Raw genomic sequence first — 18,666 nt, 5'->3', positions numbered from 1 at the left:
GGAGAACCGGCATGAGCGCGAAGAACGAACAACCGATCATCCTGAAAAAGGTCAAGAAGGTCGTCCATGGCCATCACGGTGGCGCGTGGAAAATCGCCTATGCCGACTTCGTGACGGCGATGATGGCCTTCTTTCTGCTGATGTGGCTGATCAGTATGACGACGCCGGAGCAGAAGCAGGGTCTCGCCGACTATTTTGCGCCCTCGAATGTCAGTCGCTCGACAAGCGGCGCTGGTGGCATCATGGGCGGCACCGCCTTCGACGCCGAGGGCGCGCGCATGCCCGGCACCAAGCCGCAGGTCGTGATGACGATATCAACGCCGGCCCAGCCGAAAAGTCCGGAAACGTCCGAAGAACGTGCCGCCGCGACGGAGATCGACAAGCTGCTCAAGGACAAATCGGCGCGCGACGAACAGAACTTCCGCAACGCCGCCGAAAGCATCCGTCAGGCCATGCGCGAGAACCCCGACCTCGCCCAGCTTTCGCGCAACGTCATCGTCGACGAGACGCCGGAAGGCCTGCGCATCCAGATCGTCGACCAGGACGGCCGCTCGATGTTCCCGGCCGACCTCGCCGAACCCTATGAACGCACCCGCACCCTGATCGAGGAAGTCGCGAGAATCCTGATCAAGCTGCCCAATCGCGTCAGCATCTCCGGCCACACCGACGCCAACCCGGTCAGCGCCAGGTCCGGCTACGGCAATTGGGAGCTGACAGCCGACCGCGCCAATGCCACGCGCCGGATCGTCGAAAAAACCGGTCTGTCCGGCGACCGCATCTATCAGGTCGTCGGCAAGGCCGATTCCGATCCGCTCTTCCCCGAAGATCCCTACATGGCCGCCAATCGCCGCCTGTCGATCGTCCTTCTGCGCGAGGCCTCCGTCACGCCGCCCGGCTTCAGCCCCTGACATGTCCCCGGCGCCGGGGCCTTGCCTTGGCGTCCCTCTGGTCTTAAGTCTCACCTCTCGGACAGCCGAAACGGCAGCTCGGTGCCAAGAGGAAAAATGAGCGAACACAATCAGATAGCCCGGACTTCCTTGTCACCCTCTGAAGAGAAGATCTGGCCGGCCGGCGCCTTTGACGGTGTCATCGCTGCTCGCTGCCTCGCCTTTCTGGCCGACCTTCTGGTCATCGTCGTAGTTCTGATCGCCGCCAACATCCTCTTCGGTTTCCTCGGCATCCTGACCCTCGGCCTGCTCTGGCCCGGTGCGGCGCTGACGCCACTGATCGCGCTTGCCTATTTCACACTGACCCTTGGCGGACGCCATTCGGCAACGCCCGGCATGCGCTGGCAGGGCATCGAGCTGCGGACATGGGACGGTCGCCGCCCCGGCTATCTGCAGGGCGCGCTGCAGACATTGCTCTTTTATGTCACCGTGACCGTCGGTACGGTGCTCGTCCTGCTTGTGCCCCTCTTCAACGAACGCCGTCGCTGCCTCCACGACTATCTCTGCGGCACCGTATTCGTCCGCCGTTCCGTCTAGCCGTCGCCCCGCTGCATGAACCCGCGAGTCTGATGCGCGCATGGAAACGCTGACCCCTTTTGTCTGGCAGATGTGGGCCGTCTACGCGCTGGTGCTGATGGCCGTCATATTGTTCAGCATGGAGCGCCTGACGCTCGAAATTTCGGCGCTGGCAGTCCTGACGATCCTGCTGGTCTTCTTCTATCTCTTCCCCGTCATTGGCGCCAACGGCCGCAACCTGCTCGGCACCACGACACTCCTGTCCGGCTTTGCCAATCCGGCTTTGATCGCCGTCCTCGCGCTGCTTGTCATTGGGCAGGGCATGTTCCAGACCGGCGCGCTTGACGGCGTGACGCGCTTTGTCGCCGACTTCGGCTCGAAGCACCCGGCCCGCACGATCCTCCTGACCTTCCTGCTGATCGCTGTCAGCAGCGCCTTTCTCAACAACACGCCGATCGTCGTGATGTTCATTCCGGTGCTGGCCACGCTAGCCGGCCGCTTCGGCCAGCGCGCACCGAAGGTCATGATGACGCTGAGCTTCGTCTCGATCCTCGGCGGCATGACGACCTTGATCGGCTCCTCGACCAACCTGCTGGCCGCCGGCGTCGTGCTGACCACCAACCTGCCACCGATCGGCATTTTCGACTTTGTCGTCCCCGGCGTCTTTCTGGCCACCATCGGCTTTTTCTACGCAACGCTTGCGGTACCGCACCTCGTTCCCGATCGCGCCGGACCGGCCGTCGACCTGACCGGCGCCGATCAGGGTGGCGGCAAGCAATACATTGCCCAGATCGAAGTGACCGCCGGCCACCCGCTGGTCGGCGTCGGCGCCGTCGCCGGACTTTTCCCGCCGCTGCGCGACATGACGGTCCGCATGATCCAGCGCGGCGAGCATCCGATCCTGCCGCCCTTCGAGGATGTGAGCCTCGAACCGGGTGACGTCATCATCGTCGCCGCAACCCGCCAGACGCTGACCGAGTCGCTGAAATCGGGTTCGAAGATATTCGAGGGCATGCTCGAGGAACGTTTTGCCGAAGGCGCCGGCAATGGCGATGCGCCGGCCCGCCCCGGCGGCGAACTGACGCTGGCCGAAGCCGTCGTCGCGCCGGGGTCGCGCATGATCGGCCAGACCATCGAGCAGATCGCCTTTCGCCACCAGACCGGCTGCATCGTGCTCGGCGTCCAGCGCCGCAGCCGCATGATCCGCACCGTCCTCAACGATATCCGTCTTGAAGCCGGCGACGTGCTGCTCGTGCTCGGCAAGAGCGCGCGCATCCAGGACCTGCGTCACAGCCGCGACGTGCTGCTGCTCGAATGGTCGGCGACCGAGCTTCCCGACCCGAAGCTGGCGCACCGGGCGCTGGCCATCTTCGGCATCATGGTGTCGACGGTGTTGCTCGGTTGGCTGCCGATCGAGATTGCAGCGGTGGCCGGTGCCGGCGCCATCATCGCCTCGGGCGCGCTGAACGTCCGCCAGGCCGCCCGCGCCATCGACCGCCGCATCTTCCTGATGGTCGGCGCCATGCTCGGCGTCGCCGCCGCGCTCGACGCCACTGGCGGCGCCCGGGCGATTGCCGAGGCCTCGGTCGCGCTCTTCTCGGGCTATGGCGTCCCGGTGATTCTCTCGGCCTTCTTCCTGGCCACCGCCATCACCACCAATGTCCTGACCAACAACGCCACCGCCGTGCTCTTCACCCCCATCGCCATCAGCACAGCCAACCAGCTCGGCGTCGATCCGATGGTCTTCGTCTATGCGGTGATCTTCGCCGCCAACTGCTCCTTCGCCACGCCGATGGGCTATCAGACCAATCTGCTGGTTATGGGTCCCGGCCACTATGAATTCCGCGATTTCGTCCGCGCCGGCGCCCCCCTCGTCATCCTGCTCTGGTTGGCCTATTCTCTCTTCGCGCCTTGGTATTACGGATTGTGACTGCCCGGGCGCCGATGCAACAGGCGCGAACAGGCCCGTGACAGATCAATCCCGCATCCGCTTTCCGCAGTTCTACATCACTACGGCGCAGCCTTGCCCCTATCTGGCCGGCCGCGCCGAAAAGAAGGTCTTCACCCATCTCCTCGGCGATGAGCCCGTCGCGCTGAACAACATGCTGACGCAGGCGGGCTTCCGCCGCAGCCAGAACATCGCCTACCGCCCGGCTTGCGACAATTGCTCGGCCTGCGTTTCGGTGCGGGTGATCGTCGACCGCTTCCAGCCCGGCCGCACCTTCCGCCGCCTGATGGCCCGCAACGCCGATCTCGCGGTCGGCCTGCGCCCGCCGGCGGCCACCGACGAGCAATACGGCCTGCTGCGCCGCTATCTCGACAGCCGCCACGCCGATGGCGGCATGGCCGACATGGCCCCCGTCGATTATGTGGCGATGATCGAGGACACCACCGTCGCCACCCGCGTCGTCGAATATCGCCGCCCGCGCACCGATGACGGCGACGGCCCGGCGCCACTGGTCGCCGCCGCGCTGACCGACACGCTCGAAGACGGCCTCTCGATGGTCTACAGCTTCTACGAACCCGGCGAGGCGGCGCGCAGCCTCGGCACCTGGATGGTGCTCGACCACATCGAACGCGCCCGGATGCTCGGCCTGCCCTATGTCTATCTGGGCTACTGGGTCGATGGCAGCCGCAAGATGGCCTACAAGACCCGCTTCCGCCCGCTGGAGGCGCTGGGTATGCAGGGCTGGGTCGAAATGACCCCGCTGCAAAGCCTCAACACCCGCCCCTAACTCCTTGTTTCGGAAGCCGTTGCGCCCCGCGCACGCGTGCCTATACTGACCCCGCTTCGGCGCTTCGGCGTCAGGGGGAAGTCATTCGGGAGTCATCGATGAAGCGCCGTTCGTTTCTGGCGGGAGCCGGCACAGCCGCCCTCGCCGCCGCGTCCATGCCCGCACCCGCCATCGCGCAAGGCGCGCCGCGCCAGCTGAAAATGGTCACCACCTGGCCGAAAAACTATCCGGGGCTGGGCACCTCGGCCGAACGGCTGGCGACACGCATCCATGAAATGACCGACGGCCAGATCGACATCAAGGTCTTCGCGGCCGGCGAACTGGTGCCGGCGCTGGAATCCTTCGACGCCGTCTCGAGCGGCGCCGCCGACGTCTATCACGGTGCGGAATATTACTGGCAGGGCAAGTCGAAGGCCTACAATTTCTTCACCGCCGTGCCCTACGGCATGACCGCCGCCGAAATCAACGGCTGGATCTATCACGGCGGTGGCCAGCAGCTCTGGGACGATCTGGCCAAAGGCTTCAACATCAAGCCGTTCATGGCCGCCAACACCGGCGTCCAGCTCTCGGGCTGGTACCGCAACGAAATCAAGTCGCTCGACGATCTCAAGGGTCTGAAGATTCGCATGCCGGGTCTCGGCGGCGAAGTGATGCGCCGCCTCGGCGCCGCCGCCGTCACCCTGGCCGGTCCCGACATCTTCCCGGCCCTGCAGAACGGCACCATCGACGCCGCCGAATGGGTGGCGCCCTGGAACGACATGGCCTTCGGCTTCTATCGCATCGCCAAATTCTATTACTGGCCGGGCTTCCACGAGCCGGGCTCGAGCCTTGCCGCCGGCTTCAACCTCGCGGTCTGGGAAAGCTTCACCCCGCAGCAGCAAGCTGTCATCCGCGCCGCCTGCGCCGCCGAAAACGACTACACGCTGGCCGAATACACCCACCACAACGGCCGCGCCCTGAAGACGCTGGTCGAACAGCACGGCGTCCAGATGCGCGAATTCCCGGCCGACGTGCTGGCCGGCTTCAAGAAAGCCTCACGCGAGGTGCTGGAGGATGCGGCGAAGAGCGATGCCGCCACGGCCAAAATCTATGCCAGCTTCCGCGAAGCGCTCGACATTTCCGAGGAATGGACGCGCATCGGCGACGCCGGCTTTGTGGAGGCGCGGCGCAACTGACGCGGCGCATCGGACCCATGACCGCACTTGCACGTCTTGCCAGCCTGATCGATGCCGTCAACGAGCGCGTCGGCCGCGCCGTCGCTTGGTTGACCTTGCTGATGGTGCTGACGCAATTCGTCGTCGTGCTGATGCGCTATGTCTTCGGCGTCGGCTCGGTCTGGGCGCAGGAATCGATCGTCTACATGCATGCCACGCTCTTCATGCTGGCGGCTGGCTACACCCTGCTGCACAACGGCCATGTCCGCGTCGACATTTTCTACCGCACCGCCTCGCCGGTCGCCCGGGCCCGCATCGACCTTCTCGGCACGCTGCTGCTGCTCTGGCCGGTCTGTTTCCTGATCTTCTATGTCGCCTTCCCCTATGTCGAAAGTTCATGGCGCGTCCGCGAGGGCAGCCGCGAAACCAGCGGCATCCAGGGCGTCTACCTGCTGAAAAGCGTCATCCTCGTCTTCGTCGTCCTGCTGGCGCTGCAGGGCCTGTCGACCGTCATTCACGCGTTGCGCGTTCTCGCCGGACTTGAAAAACCCGTCGAGGAGGCCGCGCCCCTGCTCTAGGCCGCCCGCTCATGGAGCTTCGCGACTCGCTCGACATTCTGATGTTCGCCACCCTTTGCATGGTGCTGCTGACGGGCTTTCCGGTCGCCTTCACGCTGGCCGGCGTCGCGCTGATCTTCGGCCTTGTCGGCATGACCTTCGGCGTCTTCGACTTCGGCTTCATGGCCGCGCTGCCGCAGCGCATCTACGGCAACATGACCAACGACGTGCTGATCGCCGTGCCGCTCTTCGTCTTCATGGGCACGATGCTGGAGCGCTCGCGCGTCGCCGAGGAACTGCTCGAAAACATGGGCCGCCTCTTCGGCCGCCTGCGCGGCGGCCTCGGCATTTCGGTCTCGGTGGTCGGCGCGCTGCTGGCCGCCTCCACCGGCATCGTCGGCGCCACCGTCGTCACCATGGGCCTGCTGGCGCTCCCCACCATGCTCCGCCGCGGCTACGATCCGGCGCTGGCCTCGGGCTCGATCGCGGCGGCCGGCACGCTCGGCCAGATCATTCCGCCCTCGATCGTGCTGGTCCTGCTCGGCGACCAGCTCGCCAATTCCTACCAGCGCGCCCAGCTCGATCAGGGCATCTTCGCCCCCGACACGCTCTCGGTCGGCGATCTCTTCGCCGGCGCGCTGATCCCGGGCCTGATGCTGGTCGGTCTCTACATTCTCTATCAGGTCGTCCGCGCCGCCCTCGATCCGAAATCCTCGCCCGCCATGCCGGTCGACGACAGCGTCTCGACCGCCGAGCTCTATCGCCGCACCCTGCGCGCGCTCATTCCGCCCGTCGCCTTGATCGTCGCCGTCATGGGTTCGATCCTGGGCGGCATCGCCACGCCGACCGAAGCCGCCGCCGTCGGCGCCATCGGTTCGATCCTGCTGGCGGGCGATCGCCTGCAGGGCATGCGGCTTCCGGCACGCCTGGCTGCCCTTTCCCTGATGGCGCTGCTGGTTCTCACCTGGGCCATGGATCTGCGCACCGCGCGCAGCGAAATCTCGGCCGCCGATCAGCTCGGCATCTGGCTCGCCTACCTGCTCTGCGCCGGCGTCGCCCTCGGCCTGCTGGCCTGTCTCATCAGGCTGCGCGGCGGCGAGGTCCTGTCCGATGTCGTGCAATCGACGGCCCGCATCACCTCCATGGTCTTCATCATCCTGATCGGCGCGGCGCTGTTCAGCCTGGTCTTTCGCGGCCTTGGCGGCGACGACACGGTGCGCGAGTTCCTGTCCTCGATGCCCGGCGGGCCGATGGGCGCGGTGCTGATCGTCATGATCATCATGTTCCTGCTCGGCTTCTTTCTCGACTTCATCGAGATCATCTTCGTCGTCGTGCCCATTGTCGCCCCGATCCTGCTGATGATGGGCATCGATCCGGTCTGGCTCGGCATCATGATGGCGGTCAACCTGCAAACCTCCTTCCTGACCCCGCCTTTCGGCTTCGCGCTGTTCTATCTGCGCGGCGTCGCCCCCGATATTGTCACCACCATGCAGATCTATCGCGGCGCGGTCCCTTTTGTTCTGATACAGCTCTTTGCGCTCGTCATTCTCGCCATGTTCCCGCCGCTCGCGACATGGCTCCCGAAACTTCTCTTCAGCGGAATGTAGAAACCCATGTCCCGAACCCCGTCTCCCCGCGAACCCGACGCCGCCGACACCGCCGGCCGCAACATGATGCGTATCGGGCTGGTCGCCATGGCCGCGGTCGGCGTCGTCACCTTCTTCATCGTCACCGGTCGTGTCGAACTCGACGAACCGCTGGTCATCACGGCAACGCCCGTTCAGGTCGCACCCTGGCGCGAGGGCGCGCCGCTGAAACTCGATGTCGAAATGAAGATCGTCAACAACAGCAAGGACGGTCTGCCCCTCAATGTCGCCTCGCAATGCGAAATTTTCCGCTGGATCGTCCTCGACTCCGAAAGCGAATTCGTCCAGTCGCAAACCGATCGCGATGCTTGCGTTGACCTGCCGGTCTCCGGCTTCCTCGATCCGAAACACTCGCTGACCGGCGCCTACACGCTGGAACTCGACTCCGCCCGCATCCAACCCGGAGAATACCGCCTCCTCGCCCGCTACTGGGGCCACGAGGTCCGCCAGAGCTTTACGATCGAGTAGGCGCGGCCAGCGGATTGAAGGCGTTCAGGCGGAGCCTCGGAGAAGGGAAGGATGGTTCACGCGAAGGCGCGAAGAAGGAAAGATTTTGCACGCAGAGACGCAGAGGTGCCGCATCTGCGGTAAGGCCCTGCGTTGCTCCATGGACGAATCCGCGGCGGCAAAGAGAACACTTTCTGGCGCTTCGCGCCGAAGGCGCAATCATGAAACAACGGAGGCGCGGCCGGTCTCAAGGACGCGGCGCCTCTGCGTCTCTGCGCCTCTGCGTGAGTCCTTCTTTCTCTTCGCGCCTTCGCGCCTTCGCGTGCCTAACCTTCTCTGCGCCTCCGCGCCTCCGCGCCTCCGCGTGATACCTTCCCTTCCCTTTTCTTCTTCGCGCCTTCGCGTGAAATCCTGATGTCGGGGCGCAAGACCATTCAATCTGGATATGCGGTCTACGCCGCCCCGAACGGCCCGCCGAATTTCCGCTCGCTGGTGAAACCCTTCGGCGGCAGGCGTCCGGCCTGCGCGCGGCTGCCGCGCCAGTCCTTGAGATCGCTGAAGGCGCGCGCCCGTCCGCCGCGGTCGTAAACGGTCAGCCCTTCCTTCAGCGTGAAGCACTTGACGTCGGCAAGCCCCTTTTCGGCATAGCGCTGCAGGCGCACGCCCTTGCCGCGCGTCATCTCCGGCAACTCGTTCAGCGGGAACAGCAGCAGCTTGCGGTTCTCGCCGATGACGGCCACATGGTCGCCCTGCAGGACGGCGCAAACTGCCGCCTCATCGGTGCCGCCGACATTCAGCACCTGCTTGCCGGCGCGCCGCATCGCCACCACCTCGTCCTCGGGCACCACGAAGCCATTGCCCTCATGCGAAGCGACGATCAGCTTCCGCCCCGGCCGGTGCACGAAAATCTCGACCACGTCATGGCTCTCATCCATGTCGATGGTCAGGCGCAACGGTTCGCCATGCCCGCGCCCGCCCGGCAGCTTGGTCGCCTCCAGCGTATAGAAACGCCCATCGGTGGCGAAAATCAGGATCTTGTCGGTCGTCTCGGCATGCAGGATGAATTTCTCGCCGTCGCCTTCCTTGTATTTGATGTCGGCGTCGGGCCCGAGATGCCCCTTCATCGAGCGGATCCAGCCCTTCTTCGAACAGACCACCGTGATCGGCTCTTTCTCGATCATCGCCTCGACCGGCACGAAATCGATCGCCGGCGCTTCGGCAAATGTCGTCCGCCGCTTGCCGAGATCGGTCTTCGGTCCGAATGTCGTGCGAACCTCCTTGATCTCCTCGGCGACGCGCGCCCATTGCTTGTCCTCCGATTTGACAAGCCCCTTCAGTTCTTTCTGTTCGCCCGAGAGCAGCTTGTGCTCGCCGCGGATTTCCATTTCCTCGAGCTTGCGCAAACTCCGCAGCCGCATGTTGAGGATGGCTTCGGCCTGATTGTCGCTGAGCTTGAAGCGCTTCATCAGCTTCGGCTTCGGCTCGTCTTCCTCGCGAATAATCCGGATCACCTCGTCGAGATTGAGATAGGCAACCAGATAGCCTTCCAGCGCCTCAAGCCGCCGCGCGATCTTGTCGAGGCGGAAATTCGAGCGCCGGACCAGCACTTCCTTGCGATGATCGAGCCATGCCCTAAGCGCCTCGCGCAACGACATCACGCCGGGCACCTGTCCCGCCGACAGCACATTGAGATTGAGCGGGAAGCGGTTTTCAAGCTCGGTCGTCCGGAACAGCGATTCCATCAGATGCGTTTCATCGACGGTCCGCGATTTCGGCACCAGCACGAGGCGGATTTCCTCGGCGCTCTCGTCGCGCACATCTTCGAGCAGCGGCAGCTTGCGCGCCTGCAACAACTCGGCCAGCTTCTCGACCAGCTTCGACTTCTGCACCTGATAGGGAATTTCGGTGACGACGATCTGCCAGCCGCCCCGCGCCAGCTCTTCCTTCTCCCACCTTGCCCGCACACGAAAACCGCCGCGCCCGGTTGCATAGGCCTCGGCAATCGCCGCCCGCGATTCGACAATGATGCCGCCGGTCGGAAAATCCGGCCCCGGCACCATCTCGACCAGCTTCTCGTTGCGCGCATTGGGATATTTGATCAGATGCAGCGCCGCCTCGCAGAGCTCGGCCGCATTATGCGGCGGAATGCTGGTCGCCATGCCGACCGCGATCCCCGAGGCGCCATTGGCCAGCAATTGCGGGAACGCGCCCGGCAGCACGATCGGTTCCTTGTCCTCGCCGTCATAGGTCTCGCGGAAATCGACCGTGTCTTCTTCGAGCCCCTCGAGCAGCAGCCCCGCCACCGCCGTCAGCCGCGCTTCCGTGTAGCGCATGGCGGCCGCGTTATCGCCGTCGACATTGCCGAAATTGCCCTGCCCGTCGACCAGCGGATAGCGCACCGAAAAACTCTGCGCCAGCCGCACCAGCGCGTCATAGACGGACTGGTCGCCATGCGGGTGATAACGGCCGATCACGTCGCCCACCACGCGCGCCGATTTCTTGAACCCCGAGCCCGGATCGAGCTTCAACTGCCGCATCGCAAACAGCACTCGGCGATGCACCGGCTTCAACCCGTCCCGCACATCCGGCAGTGCCCGGTGCATGATCGTCGACAGCGCATAGGCCAGATACCGCGTCTCCAGCGCCTCGCGCAGATTGATTTCCTGTTCGGGCTCAGGCGGCGGCGTAACGGCTTTGGTCATCGTTCTTCCAGAATCAAAACAAACCGTCATGGCCCGGCTTGTCCGGGCCATCCACGTCTTTCTGGCGGTTCGTGACGGAAGACGTGGATGACCCGCATAAAGCGGGTCACGACGAACAGGGGTAAGCAGGTACCACTATACCAGCGATTCGCCCTTCACCCCGCCTGCGCCGCGATCTTCTCCATCAGCCTGATCCGCGCATCCGGCAGGTGCCGCCCCTGCGGCGCATAAAGATGCCGTTCGAGGAAATGCCCGGTCATCCGCAAGCCCTCGGCCACCTCGGCGGCACTGGCCTCGCCCCCTTGCGTCGACAGCAGAAAACCCGGCAACCGGAACAGCCGGTCCTTGTAGGCCGCGCCGGCTTCCCGGCTGACCGCGCTGCCGCTTTTCGGCGACACGTAAATCAGCTCGTCCCGCGCCCCCGTCGCCGCGCATTGCGTCAGGTCGAGCCCGAAGCCGAGTTCGGTCAGCAGCCCGAGTTCGAAGCGCACGAACACCGCCGGCCACACATGCCCGTCCTCCATCGTCCCGAGCAGCACGTCATAGGCGTCGTAAAGCGCCGGATGCGCCTGCCGCTCGGGGATCGCCTCGGCAATCGAACTGGCCGCGCTCAAGGCCAGCAGCGCCACCGCATCGTCCATCAACAGCCCGGCCAGCGGCTTCACCAGTTCGACCTGATAGGTACCGAGATGTTCCGAAAGCCGCGCCCGCCAATGCGCGGCCAGCTTGTTGCCGGGCTGCAGCACGCCCTTCATCCGCCGCGACGCACCGCCGCGCACCAGGCCGAGATGGCGCCCCTGTTCGCGCGTGAACAGCTCGACAATGGCGCCGTTCTCGCCATGCGCCCGCGCCGACAACACAAACCCTTCGTCGCGCCATTCCATCTGAATCGCTATCTCAAAACCAACATGCAGACACCACTATAATCCCTCTCCCCTCCGGGGAGAGGGAGGGAGCCGTCGTCAGACGGCGGAAGGGTGAGGGGCGCGTCACGCACCCCGCGAACACCCGACGCACAAATGCGCCGCCGGATCGGCCGCAAGCCGCCTCTCGGCAATCGCCTCGCCGCAGGCGCCGCAATAGCCATATTCGCCCGTCGGAAGGCGCGCCAGCGCCGCTTCGACCTGCTGGATGCGGACGAGCCGCCGCCTTTCGGTCGCCTGCGCCATGGCTTGCGCCTGCATCGCATCCATGCGCGACAGCCGGCCGACGCTCTGCTGGTCGAGCGTCACCGGCGCACGGTCGTCCGCCGTCTGTTCCGATTGCGCGCGCAAAGCCACAAGTTCCGCTTCGAGCAGCGGCCGGAACCGCGCGGCAAGGGCGTCCTCCGCCATGAATGAACCTCGTTTACCATCCTGTCCGCCCCAACCTGCCACAAAACCGGCTACACAAGCGACCCTGCTTGAGTTAGCGTCCAGTTCCCGCCGGCGCCGCCCCATTGCTCGATAGCCCTTCTCCGGCGCAGTCCAGGATTTGAAACCGATGACGAACGAAAACGAAGGGACAGCCGCCGCTCCCCTCGACATCCTTCCGCGCCGTTGTCCCGCCTGCCATGCGGCGCCCGAAGCCGGACGTCTGATGCGTTTCGGTTCGACCGCCTGGCCGATGCGTCAATGCGTCTGCGGCTTCACCTATCTGGAAAAGGCGCCGGCCTATGCCGAGCTGTCCTCCAACCTTGCCTGGGAAAAAACCTTCAAGCAGGAAGGCGAACGCCGCCTGCGCGAACATCGCGTCAGCCAGAAACTGAGCAAGGGCACGCGCTGGCGCATGAAGCTTTTCAAGCGCCTCGACATGCCGGCCCTGATCGCCGCCTCCTGCACCTCGGGCGACGTGCTCGACATCGGTTGTTCGACCGGCGGCCACCTGATGAAACTGCCGGACGGCATTCATCCCTTCGGCATCGAAATATCGCAGGCGCTGGGCGAAGCCGCCGCCGCGGCGCTCGCGCAGCGCGGCGGCACCGCTTACATCGGCCCCGCTCTCGACACGATGCAGAAACTCGAGACGGACCGTTTCAGCGCCATCTCGATGCGCTCCTATCTCGAGCACGAGGCCTATCCGGACCGCGTACTCGAGGAAGCCTTCAGAATCCTGAAGCCGGGCGGCATCGTTTTCGTCAAGGTTCCGAACTACGGCTCCATCAACCGCATGGTTCGCGGCCGTGCATGGTGCGGTTTCAGGCTGCCCGACCATCTCAACTATTTCACGCCCGATACATTGACGCGATTGGCGGCATCGAAAGGCTTCACCGTCGAAAAGCCCTTCATGTGGCGTCTGCCGACAAGCGACAACATGTGGGTCAGGCTGATCAAGAAGCCGGTTGCGACAGCCGCCGCCGCATGACGGGCGAAGCGGCACCCGAAACCCGTTTCGGACGATCTGATTGAACCTCATCCGCCACGACGCCGAACGGGTCGCGCCCGCGGCCAGATTGTGGCATTGATGTCGGGAACCTCCCGCATGCCATGAAAGACCGGCCGGATGAGCGAATTTTTCGCCGAACTCGACTATCGGCCGACACCTTTGGGTGCCCTCGTCCTGCGCCGGCGCCGCGAGCTGTCGCTCGGTGTCGATGTCTACGAAATCAAGCTCGGCGACGAATATCTGATGTCGAGCCTGTTCACGGCCTCCGAGGTCGCGTTGTCGCGGCTGGGTCTCGCCGAACTGTCGGGCACGGGCCTCGATGTCGTGGTCGGCGGTCTCGGCCTCGGCTACACGGCGCTGGCCGTGCTGGAGCACGATACCGTCGCCTCGCTGACCGTCGTCGAGACTCTCGATGCGGTGATCGACTGGCACGAGGACGGTCTGCTGCCGCTCGGACAGGCACTCACCGCCGACCCGCGCTGTCATTTTCGCCATGGCGATTTCTTCGCGCTGGCCGCTTCCGATGAAGGTTTCGACGCCGGCAATCCCGCCCGTCGCTTCGACGCCATTCTGGTCGACATCGACCACGCGCCGGATTTCTGGCTCGACCCGGCCAATGCGGCTTTCTACCAGCCCGACGGATTGAAAAAGCTTTCCAGCCATCTGCGGCCCGGCGGCGTTTTCGGTCTCTGGTCGAACGACCGGCCGGACGACGCCTTTGTTGCGCGCCTCGCCGCCGTCTTCGCCGAAGCCCGCGCCGAACCGGTCACCTTCAAGAACCCGCTGCAGCAGGACCGCGAATTCACACAGACCGTTTATCTGGCGCGAAACGCCTGATGTCGGCGCCGCCCGAAACCTGCCCCGTCTGCCGTGCGCCCGCACCCGAACCTTTCATCGATGTCGGCCCTCAGCGCTACTGGAAATGCGAAACCTGCGAAGCCTGCTTTCTCGATCCAGCGCAGCACCCCGCACCCGAGGCCGAACACGCGCATTACCTGACGCACGAAAACGATCCCGCCGACCCGCGCTACCGCGCCTTCCTGTCGAAGCTCGCAACGCCGCTGCTGGCGCGCCTCGCGCCGGCCTCCTCCGGCCTCGACTATGGCTGCGGCCCCGGCCCGGCGCTCGCGGCGATTCTCCGCGAAGCCGGCCACGACGTAACGCTCTACGACCCCTTCTTCTTTCCGGATGAAAACGCCCTCACCCGCACCTACGATTTCATCGCCTGCACCGAAACCATCGAACATTTCCACCGCCCGGCCGACGCGTTCGACCGCATCGACGCGCTGCTGCGCCCCGGCGGTTGGTTCGGCGTGATGACGAGCTTCCAGACCGACGACGCCCGCTTCGCCGATTGGCACTACCGCAAGGACCCGACGCATGTCGTCTTCTACCGCGAGGAAACCCTGCGCGCCGTCGCACACGCCCGCGGCTGGGCTTGCGAATTCCCGGCCCCCGATGTCGCGCTGATGCACAAGCACGCCACCTGAGGCTGCTATGCGCCGACTCGTGCTAGCGTTCCGGGAGGTGACTTCAGAGGCCTTCGTCAGGGCAGAACAAGTGGCACAAACACAAAACGGGAACGGATTGTCCGTCACAACATGAGCCGTTTGTCGGGCGCAAATTTCATGCGGCAATGGCGTGCCGCCTGTAGCGCCAGCAACCCCGGCCAGCGTCTCGACCGCTGGCACGTCGGCGACGTCGAATGGACGCGGGACAGGCATGTCCATTGGGGTCCCGACATTTCCTTCCACATCGAGATACACCGGATCGTCTGCAAGTCTGGTGAAAGAATCATCTGGTCTCTTCTCGTCGTCTCCGAACGCTGGTTCGGCGAGGATCGGGACAAGGCGCTGCGGGTAACCGAGTTCACAAAACTCCTCTCCGGCCGCACCGACACCGCAACCGCCTGGTTCCGCGAGCATGGCAATGAGTGAAGCCGAAAACCCCGGAACCCGTGGCTGGCTCAACCGGACGGTCCTTGGAGCAGGTCTGACAAGTGCCCTCGGAGACTTCTGCTACGAGACGACGACCGTCATCCTGCCGGGCTTTCTTGCCGTTCTCGGCATTCCGGCGGCCGTACTCGGCCTCATCGAAGGGACCGCCGACGCGATCGCCAGCTTCACCAAAATGTTCTCGGGCTACATCGCCGACAAGTTCGGTCACCGCAAGACGCTGGTCATTGTGGGCTACGCATTGACGCCGGTCGGTCAGGCCCTGATCGCCCTTGCCGTCGGCTGGCCGCTCATCCTTCTGGGCCGCATCGTATCGTGGTTCGGCAAGGGCCTCCGCGGCCCCTTGCGCGATGCCATCATCGTGCAGGCCATCGCGCCTGAAACGCGCGGCCGCGCCTTCGGTTTTCACCGCGCAATGGACTCGCTCGGCGCCATTGCCGGACCGCTTCTTGGCGTCGCGCTGCTCGGTTGGGCGCAGACCCTGCCCTGGGACAGCGCCGACGAACCGTTCCGGCTGGTCTTCTGGCTGACCCTGATTCCGGGCCTCCTCGCGGTTCTCGCCTTTCTGACGCTGGTGCGCGATCCCGAACACACGCCCAATCCGGCGATGAAATTCATTTCGACACTCAAGGGCCTGCCGGCGCGTTTCAAACGCTATCTCGCCGCTGTCGGCATTTTCGGCATGGGCGATTTCTCGCACGCTCTGCTGATCCTCGCCGCAACGCAACTGCTGACGCCGTCGATGGGCGTCGTGCAGGCGGCCCAGGTCGCCGGACTTCTCTATGTCGGGCGCAACACCGTGCAGGTCATCGCGTCATGGCCCGTTGGCGCACTCGCCGACCGGTTTGGCGCGCGGCCGGTGCTGATCGTCGGCTATGCGCTGGGCGTCCTGACCGCAATTCTGACGGCCCTCGTCTTCGCCACCGGCAACGGCGATAAAATCGTCCTTCTGGCTGGCATCTTTTTTATCGCTGGCCTCTATGTCGCGGTGCAGGAAGCGCTTGAAGCGACGGTCACAGCCGGCATGGTCGAGGAACGCACGCTGGCGACGGGCTACGGCGCACTCGGCACGGTCAATGGCGCCGCGAAATTCTTTTCCAGCGCCGCCGTCGGCATTCTCTGGACGGCGGTCTCGCCGCAATTCGGCTTCGGCCTCGCCGCACTCCTCATGGCGGCGGGCACGCTGGCGCTGATACGCCTGCGCTGATCGTCGCCTCACTCCTTCGGAAAATCGAGCCCCATCTCGCGATAGCGTTCGCGGTCGTCCGACCAGTTCTCGCGCACCTTGACGAACAGGAACAGATGCACGCGGCATTCGAGCATCTCTTCAAGCTCTTCGCGCGCCAGCTGCCCGATCGTCTTGATCGTCTGCCCGCCCTTGCCCAGCGCGATCTTCTTCTGGCTGTCGCGCTCGACAAATATCACCTGCTGAATGCGGATTGAGCCATCTTTCTTCTGCTCCCAGCTTTCGGTCTCGACGGTGAGCGAATAGGGCAGCTCGTCATGCAGGCGAAGGAAAAGTTTCTCGCGCGTGATTTCGGCCGCCAGCGACCGGAGCGGCACATCGGCCGCCTGGTCTTCGGGATAATGCCACGGGCCTTCCGGCATCTGCGCCGCGATATGGCGCTTGAGGTCGTCGACGCCGTCGCCCGTCAGCGCCGAGATCATGAAGGTCTCGGTGAAGATGCCGGAGGCGGCAAGCGCCGCCGCCGTCTTCAACAGCTTCTCGCGGTCGCAGGCATCGGCCTTGTTCAGTACAAGGATGGCTTTGCGGCCCTGCGCCTTCAGCCCCTCGACGATGCGGTCGAGATCGCTGTCGCGGCCGCTCTCCATGTCGACCATCAGCACGATCAGGTCGGCATCGCCCGCGCCGCCCCAGGCCGCCTCGACCATTGCCCGGTCGAGCCGCCGCTTCGGCTTGAAAATGCCGGGCGTGTCGACAAAGACGATCTGGGTCGCCCCCTCCATGGCGATGCCGCGGATGCGCGCGCGTGTCGTCTGCACCTTGTGGGTGACGATCGCCACCTTCGATCCGACCATGCGGTTGAGCAGAGTCGATTTGCCGGCATTCGGTGCCCCGATTATGGCAACAAACCCGCAGCGCTGGGGGCCCTTGGGGGTGGTCTGATTTTCCATGAAAACTCGTTTGTGACAGTTTTATGACAGTTTTGTGACAGAGGGGGGGTCAGCGCCAGACGCCTGCTGCCTCAAGCAGCGCTCTGGCGGCCGCCTGCTCCGCCTGCCGTTTCGAATTTCCTTTTCCGATCAAAGGCTTGTGGCCCTCGAGCAGAACCTCGACCGTGAATTCCGGCGCGTGATCGGGGCCGCTGCGCGCTGTCTGCCTGTAGCTGGGTGCCGAAAGCCCCTGTGCATGCGCCCATTCCTGTAATGCCGTCTTCGCGTCCTGCGGAATTTCCGCATTTTTATCAATGAGTTGCGCCCATTGCGCTTCGATGAACCGGGTCGCCGCAGCCAGGCCGCCATCGAGATAAAGCGCCGCGATCAGCGCTTCGCAGCCATCGGCAAGAATGGCGGCTTTCTGCCGTCCGCCGGCCTTCACCTCGCCGGCGCCCATCGCGATATGGCTGCCGAGATCGATGCGCGACGCCACCTCGGCGCACGCCTCCTTGCGCACTAACGCATTGTATCTGATCGCCAATTCGCCTTCATCCGCATCCGGAAAAAGCCGCGACAGCCACTCGGCGACAACCAGACCCAGCACCCGGTCGCCGAGAAATTCGAGCCGCTGATAATTGTCGGGGCCGCTGCTCGGATGCGTCAGCGCCCGCGCAAGCAGGCCTTTGTCCTTGAATTCATAGGACAATTTCGCCTGGAGGGCGGCGCTCAATCGGTCCACTTGCCGAGCCGGTCCCATCGGATCGCCGACGGCCACTTCCAGAATTGCCAGAACGCCGCGCTGCCATCGGCCGAAAAGAAAATGATCTCCGCCCGGCCGACCAGATTCTCGAAAGGCACGTATCCGACAACATCCGGCACGCGGCTGTCGCTCGAATTGTCGCGATTGTCGCCCATCATGAAGTAATGACCCTCAGGAACAATGTAGAGACCGGTATTGTCCCACACACTGTTCGTGGTCATGTCCAGGGTAATATACGAAACGCCATTGGGCAGCGTCTCCATATACTGTGGAATACGACGAACATTGCCCGAAGGACCGCGCTCGACAAAGTCATCCACCCGCTGGCGCGGCACCGCGACGTCGTTGATGTAGAGAACGCCGCCGCTCATCTGCACGGTGTCGCCTGGCAAGCCTATGACGCGCTTGATGAAATCGGTGCGGTTGTCGGTCGGCACCTTGAACACGGCAATGTCGCCGCGCGTCGGCGCGATGCCCACGATACGGCCGCTGAAGAGCCCGGGGCTGAACGGCAGCGAATGCCGCGAATAGCCATAACTGTATTTGGAAACAAAGAGATAGTCGCCAATCAGCAGCGTCGATTCCATCGAGCTCGAGGGAATGAAAAAGGGCTGGAAGAGGAAGGCGCGAATGACAAGCGCGATCAGCAACGCATAGCCGATGGTCCGCACATTCTCGGCCAGCGAGCCACTGCGCAGCTTCTTGGCGTTTTCCAACATCGTCATCTTCCGGCTCCAGCCACTCAAAAACGGCGGACCATACCAT

Annotated in this window: 19 protein-coding genes; 13 read left to right on the top strand and 6 right to left on the bottom strand. The window is 64.3% G+C overall.

The features are described 5' to 3' along the window. Positions 1-11: 11 nt before the first annotated feature. The 8 genes from Q7V31_RS14675 to Q7V31_RS14640 all read left to right on the top strand — a co-directional run bounded on the left by Q7V31_RS14675 (position 12) and on the right by Q7V31_RS14640 (position 8,023). Positions 12-908 carry a flagellar motor protein MotB gene (locus tag Q7V31_RS14675; RefSeq protein WP_304735354.1) on the top strand — a complete coding sequence of 299 codons (897 nt, stop codon included), beginning with the start codon at positions 12-14 and terminating at the stop codon, positions 906-908. Between the two features lie 96 nt (positions 909-1,004). Beyond that, positions 1,005-1,484, top strand: coding sequence for an RDD family protein (locus Q7V31_RS14670; protein ID WP_304735353.1), 480 nt, complete (start codon positions 1,005-1,007; stop codon positions 1,482-1,484). Positions 1,485-1,524: 40 nt separating this feature from the next. Further along, a complete protein-coding gene (locus Q7V31_RS14665; protein ID WP_304735352.1) occupies positions 1,525-3,393 on the top strand; it encodes an SLC13 family permease in 1,869 nt (622 codons plus the stop codon). Between the two features lie 37 nt (positions 3,394-3,430). Continuing rightward, positions 3,431-4,198 carry an arginyltransferase gene (locus Q7V31_RS14660; RefSeq protein ID WP_304735351.1) on the top strand — a complete coding sequence of 256 codons (768 nt, stop codon included), beginning with the start codon at positions 3,431-3,433 and terminating at the stop codon, positions 4,196-4,198. Between the two features lie 98 nt (positions 4,199-4,296). After that, positions 4,297-5,373 (top strand): TRAP transporter substrate-binding protein, encoded by a 1,077-nt coding sequence (locus Q7V31_RS14655; protein WP_304735350.1) that lies wholly within the window; start codon positions 4,297-4,299, stop codon positions 5,371-5,373. A gap of 17 nt (positions 5,374-5,390) precedes the next feature. After that, positions 5,391-5,930 (top strand): TRAP transporter small permease subunit, encoded by a 540-nt coding sequence (locus Q7V31_RS14650; protein WP_304735349.1) that lies wholly within the window; start codon positions 5,391-5,393, stop codon positions 5,928-5,930. An 11-nt stretch (positions 5,931-5,941) separates the two neighbouring features. Beyond that, positions 5,942-7,516, top strand: a complete 1,575-nt coding sequence (locus Q7V31_RS14645) for a TRAP transporter large permease subunit (protein ID WP_304735348.1) — start codon at positions 5,942-5,944, stop codon at positions 7,514-7,516. Between the two features lie 6 nt (positions 7,517-7,522). Beyond that, positions 7,523-8,023: a hypothetical protein gene (locus tag Q7V31_RS14640; RefSeq protein ID WP_304735347.1), complete on the top strand. Its 501-nt coding sequence runs from the start codon at positions 7,523-7,525 to the stop codon at positions 8,021-8,023. A gap of 431 nt (positions 8,024-8,454) precedes the next feature. On the opposite strand, the gene parC is transcribed toward Q7V31_RS14640, so the two are convergent. From parC to Q7V31_RS14625, 3 genes are all read right to left on the bottom strand, one after another. Then, positions 8,455-10,704 (bottom strand): DNA topoisomerase IV subunit A, encoded by a 2,250-nt coding sequence (parC, locus tag Q7V31_RS14635; RefSeq protein ID WP_304735346.1) that lies wholly within the window; start codon positions 10,702-10,704, stop codon positions 8,455-8,457. A 155-nt stretch (positions 10,705-10,859) separates the two neighbouring features. Continuing rightward, positions 10,860-11,588 carry a DNA repair protein RecO gene (gene recO, locus Q7V31_RS14630; RefSeq protein ID WP_304735344.1) on the bottom strand — a complete coding sequence of 243 codons (729 nt, stop codon included), beginning with the start codon at positions 11,586-11,588 and terminating at the stop codon, positions 10,860-10,862. A 105-nt stretch (positions 11,589-11,693) separates the two neighbouring features. Beyond that, positions 11,694-12,038, bottom strand: a complete 345-nt coding sequence (locus tag Q7V31_RS14625) for a TraR/DksA C4-type zinc finger protein (protein WP_304735343.1) — start codon at positions 12,036-12,038, stop codon at positions 11,694-11,696. A gap of 148 nt (positions 12,039-12,186) precedes the next feature. On the opposite strand from Q7V31_RS14625, the gene Q7V31_RS14620 reads away from it, so the two are divergent. The 5 genes from Q7V31_RS14620 to Q7V31_RS14600 all read left to right on the top strand — a co-directional run bounded on the left by Q7V31_RS14620 (position 12,187) and on the right by Q7V31_RS14600 (position 16,230). Further along, positions 12,187-13,047, top strand: coding sequence for a class I SAM-dependent methyltransferase (locus Q7V31_RS14620; protein ID WP_304735342.1), 861 nt, complete (start codon positions 12,187-12,189; stop codon positions 13,045-13,047). Between the two features lie 138 nt (positions 13,048-13,185). Next, on the top strand, positions 13,186-13,905 hold the full coding sequence (locus Q7V31_RS14615) for a spermidine synthase (protein ID WP_304735341.1): 720 nt from the start codon (positions 13,186-13,188) through the stop codon (positions 13,903-13,905). Further along, positions 13,905-14,558: a class I SAM-dependent methyltransferase gene (locus Q7V31_RS14610; RefSeq protein ID WP_304735340.1), complete on the top strand. Its 654-nt coding sequence runs from the start codon at positions 13,905-13,907 to the stop codon at positions 14,556-14,558. Before Q7V31_RS14615 ends, Q7V31_RS14610 begins: the two co-directional genes overlap by 1 nt. Before the next feature lie 111 nt (positions 14,559-14,669). Continuing rightward, positions 14,670-15,005 carry a hypothetical protein gene (locus tag Q7V31_RS14605; protein ID WP_304735338.1) on the top strand — a complete coding sequence of 112 codons (336 nt, stop codon included), beginning with the start codon at positions 14,670-14,672 and terminating at the stop codon, positions 15,003-15,005. Further along, positions 14,998-16,230: an MFS transporter gene (locus tag Q7V31_RS14600; RefSeq protein WP_304735337.1), complete on the top strand. Its 1,233-nt coding sequence runs from the start codon at positions 14,998-15,000 to the stop codon at positions 16,228-16,230. The genes Q7V31_RS14605 and Q7V31_RS14600 overlap by 8 nt, the downstream gene beginning before the upstream one ends. An 8-nt stretch (positions 16,231-16,238) precedes the next feature. On the opposite strand, the gene era is transcribed toward Q7V31_RS14600, so the two are convergent. Genes era through lepB form a run of 3 tightly spaced genes read right to left on the bottom strand, consistent with a single transcriptional unit; the run spans position 16,239 to position 18,626 of the window. Beyond that, positions 16,239-17,159, bottom strand: coding sequence for a GTPase Era (era, locus tag Q7V31_RS14595; protein WP_304735336.1), 921 nt, complete (start codon positions 17,157-17,159; stop codon positions 16,239-16,241). Positions 17,160-17,208: 49 nt separating this feature from the next. Further along, positions 17,209-17,880, bottom strand: coding sequence for a ribonuclease III (gene rnc, locus Q7V31_RS14590; protein ID WP_370690667.1), 672 nt, complete (start codon positions 17,878-17,880; stop codon positions 17,209-17,211). Next, positions 17,868-18,626: a signal peptidase I gene (gene lepB, locus Q7V31_RS14585; RefSeq protein WP_304735333.1), complete on the bottom strand. Its 759-nt coding sequence runs from the start codon at positions 18,624-18,626 to the stop codon at positions 17,868-17,870. Before lepB ends, rnc begins: the two co-directional genes overlap by 13 nt. Between the last annotated feature and the right edge of the window lie 40 nt (positions 18,627-18,666).

Origin of the sequence: Parvibaculum sp. (assembly GCF_030651915.1) — a bacterium.
Taxonomy (GTDB): Bacteria; Pseudomonadota; Alphaproteobacteria; order Parvibaculales; family Parvibaculaceae; genus Parvibaculum.
This window is presented reverse-complemented; position numbering and strand designations above follow the sequence as displayed.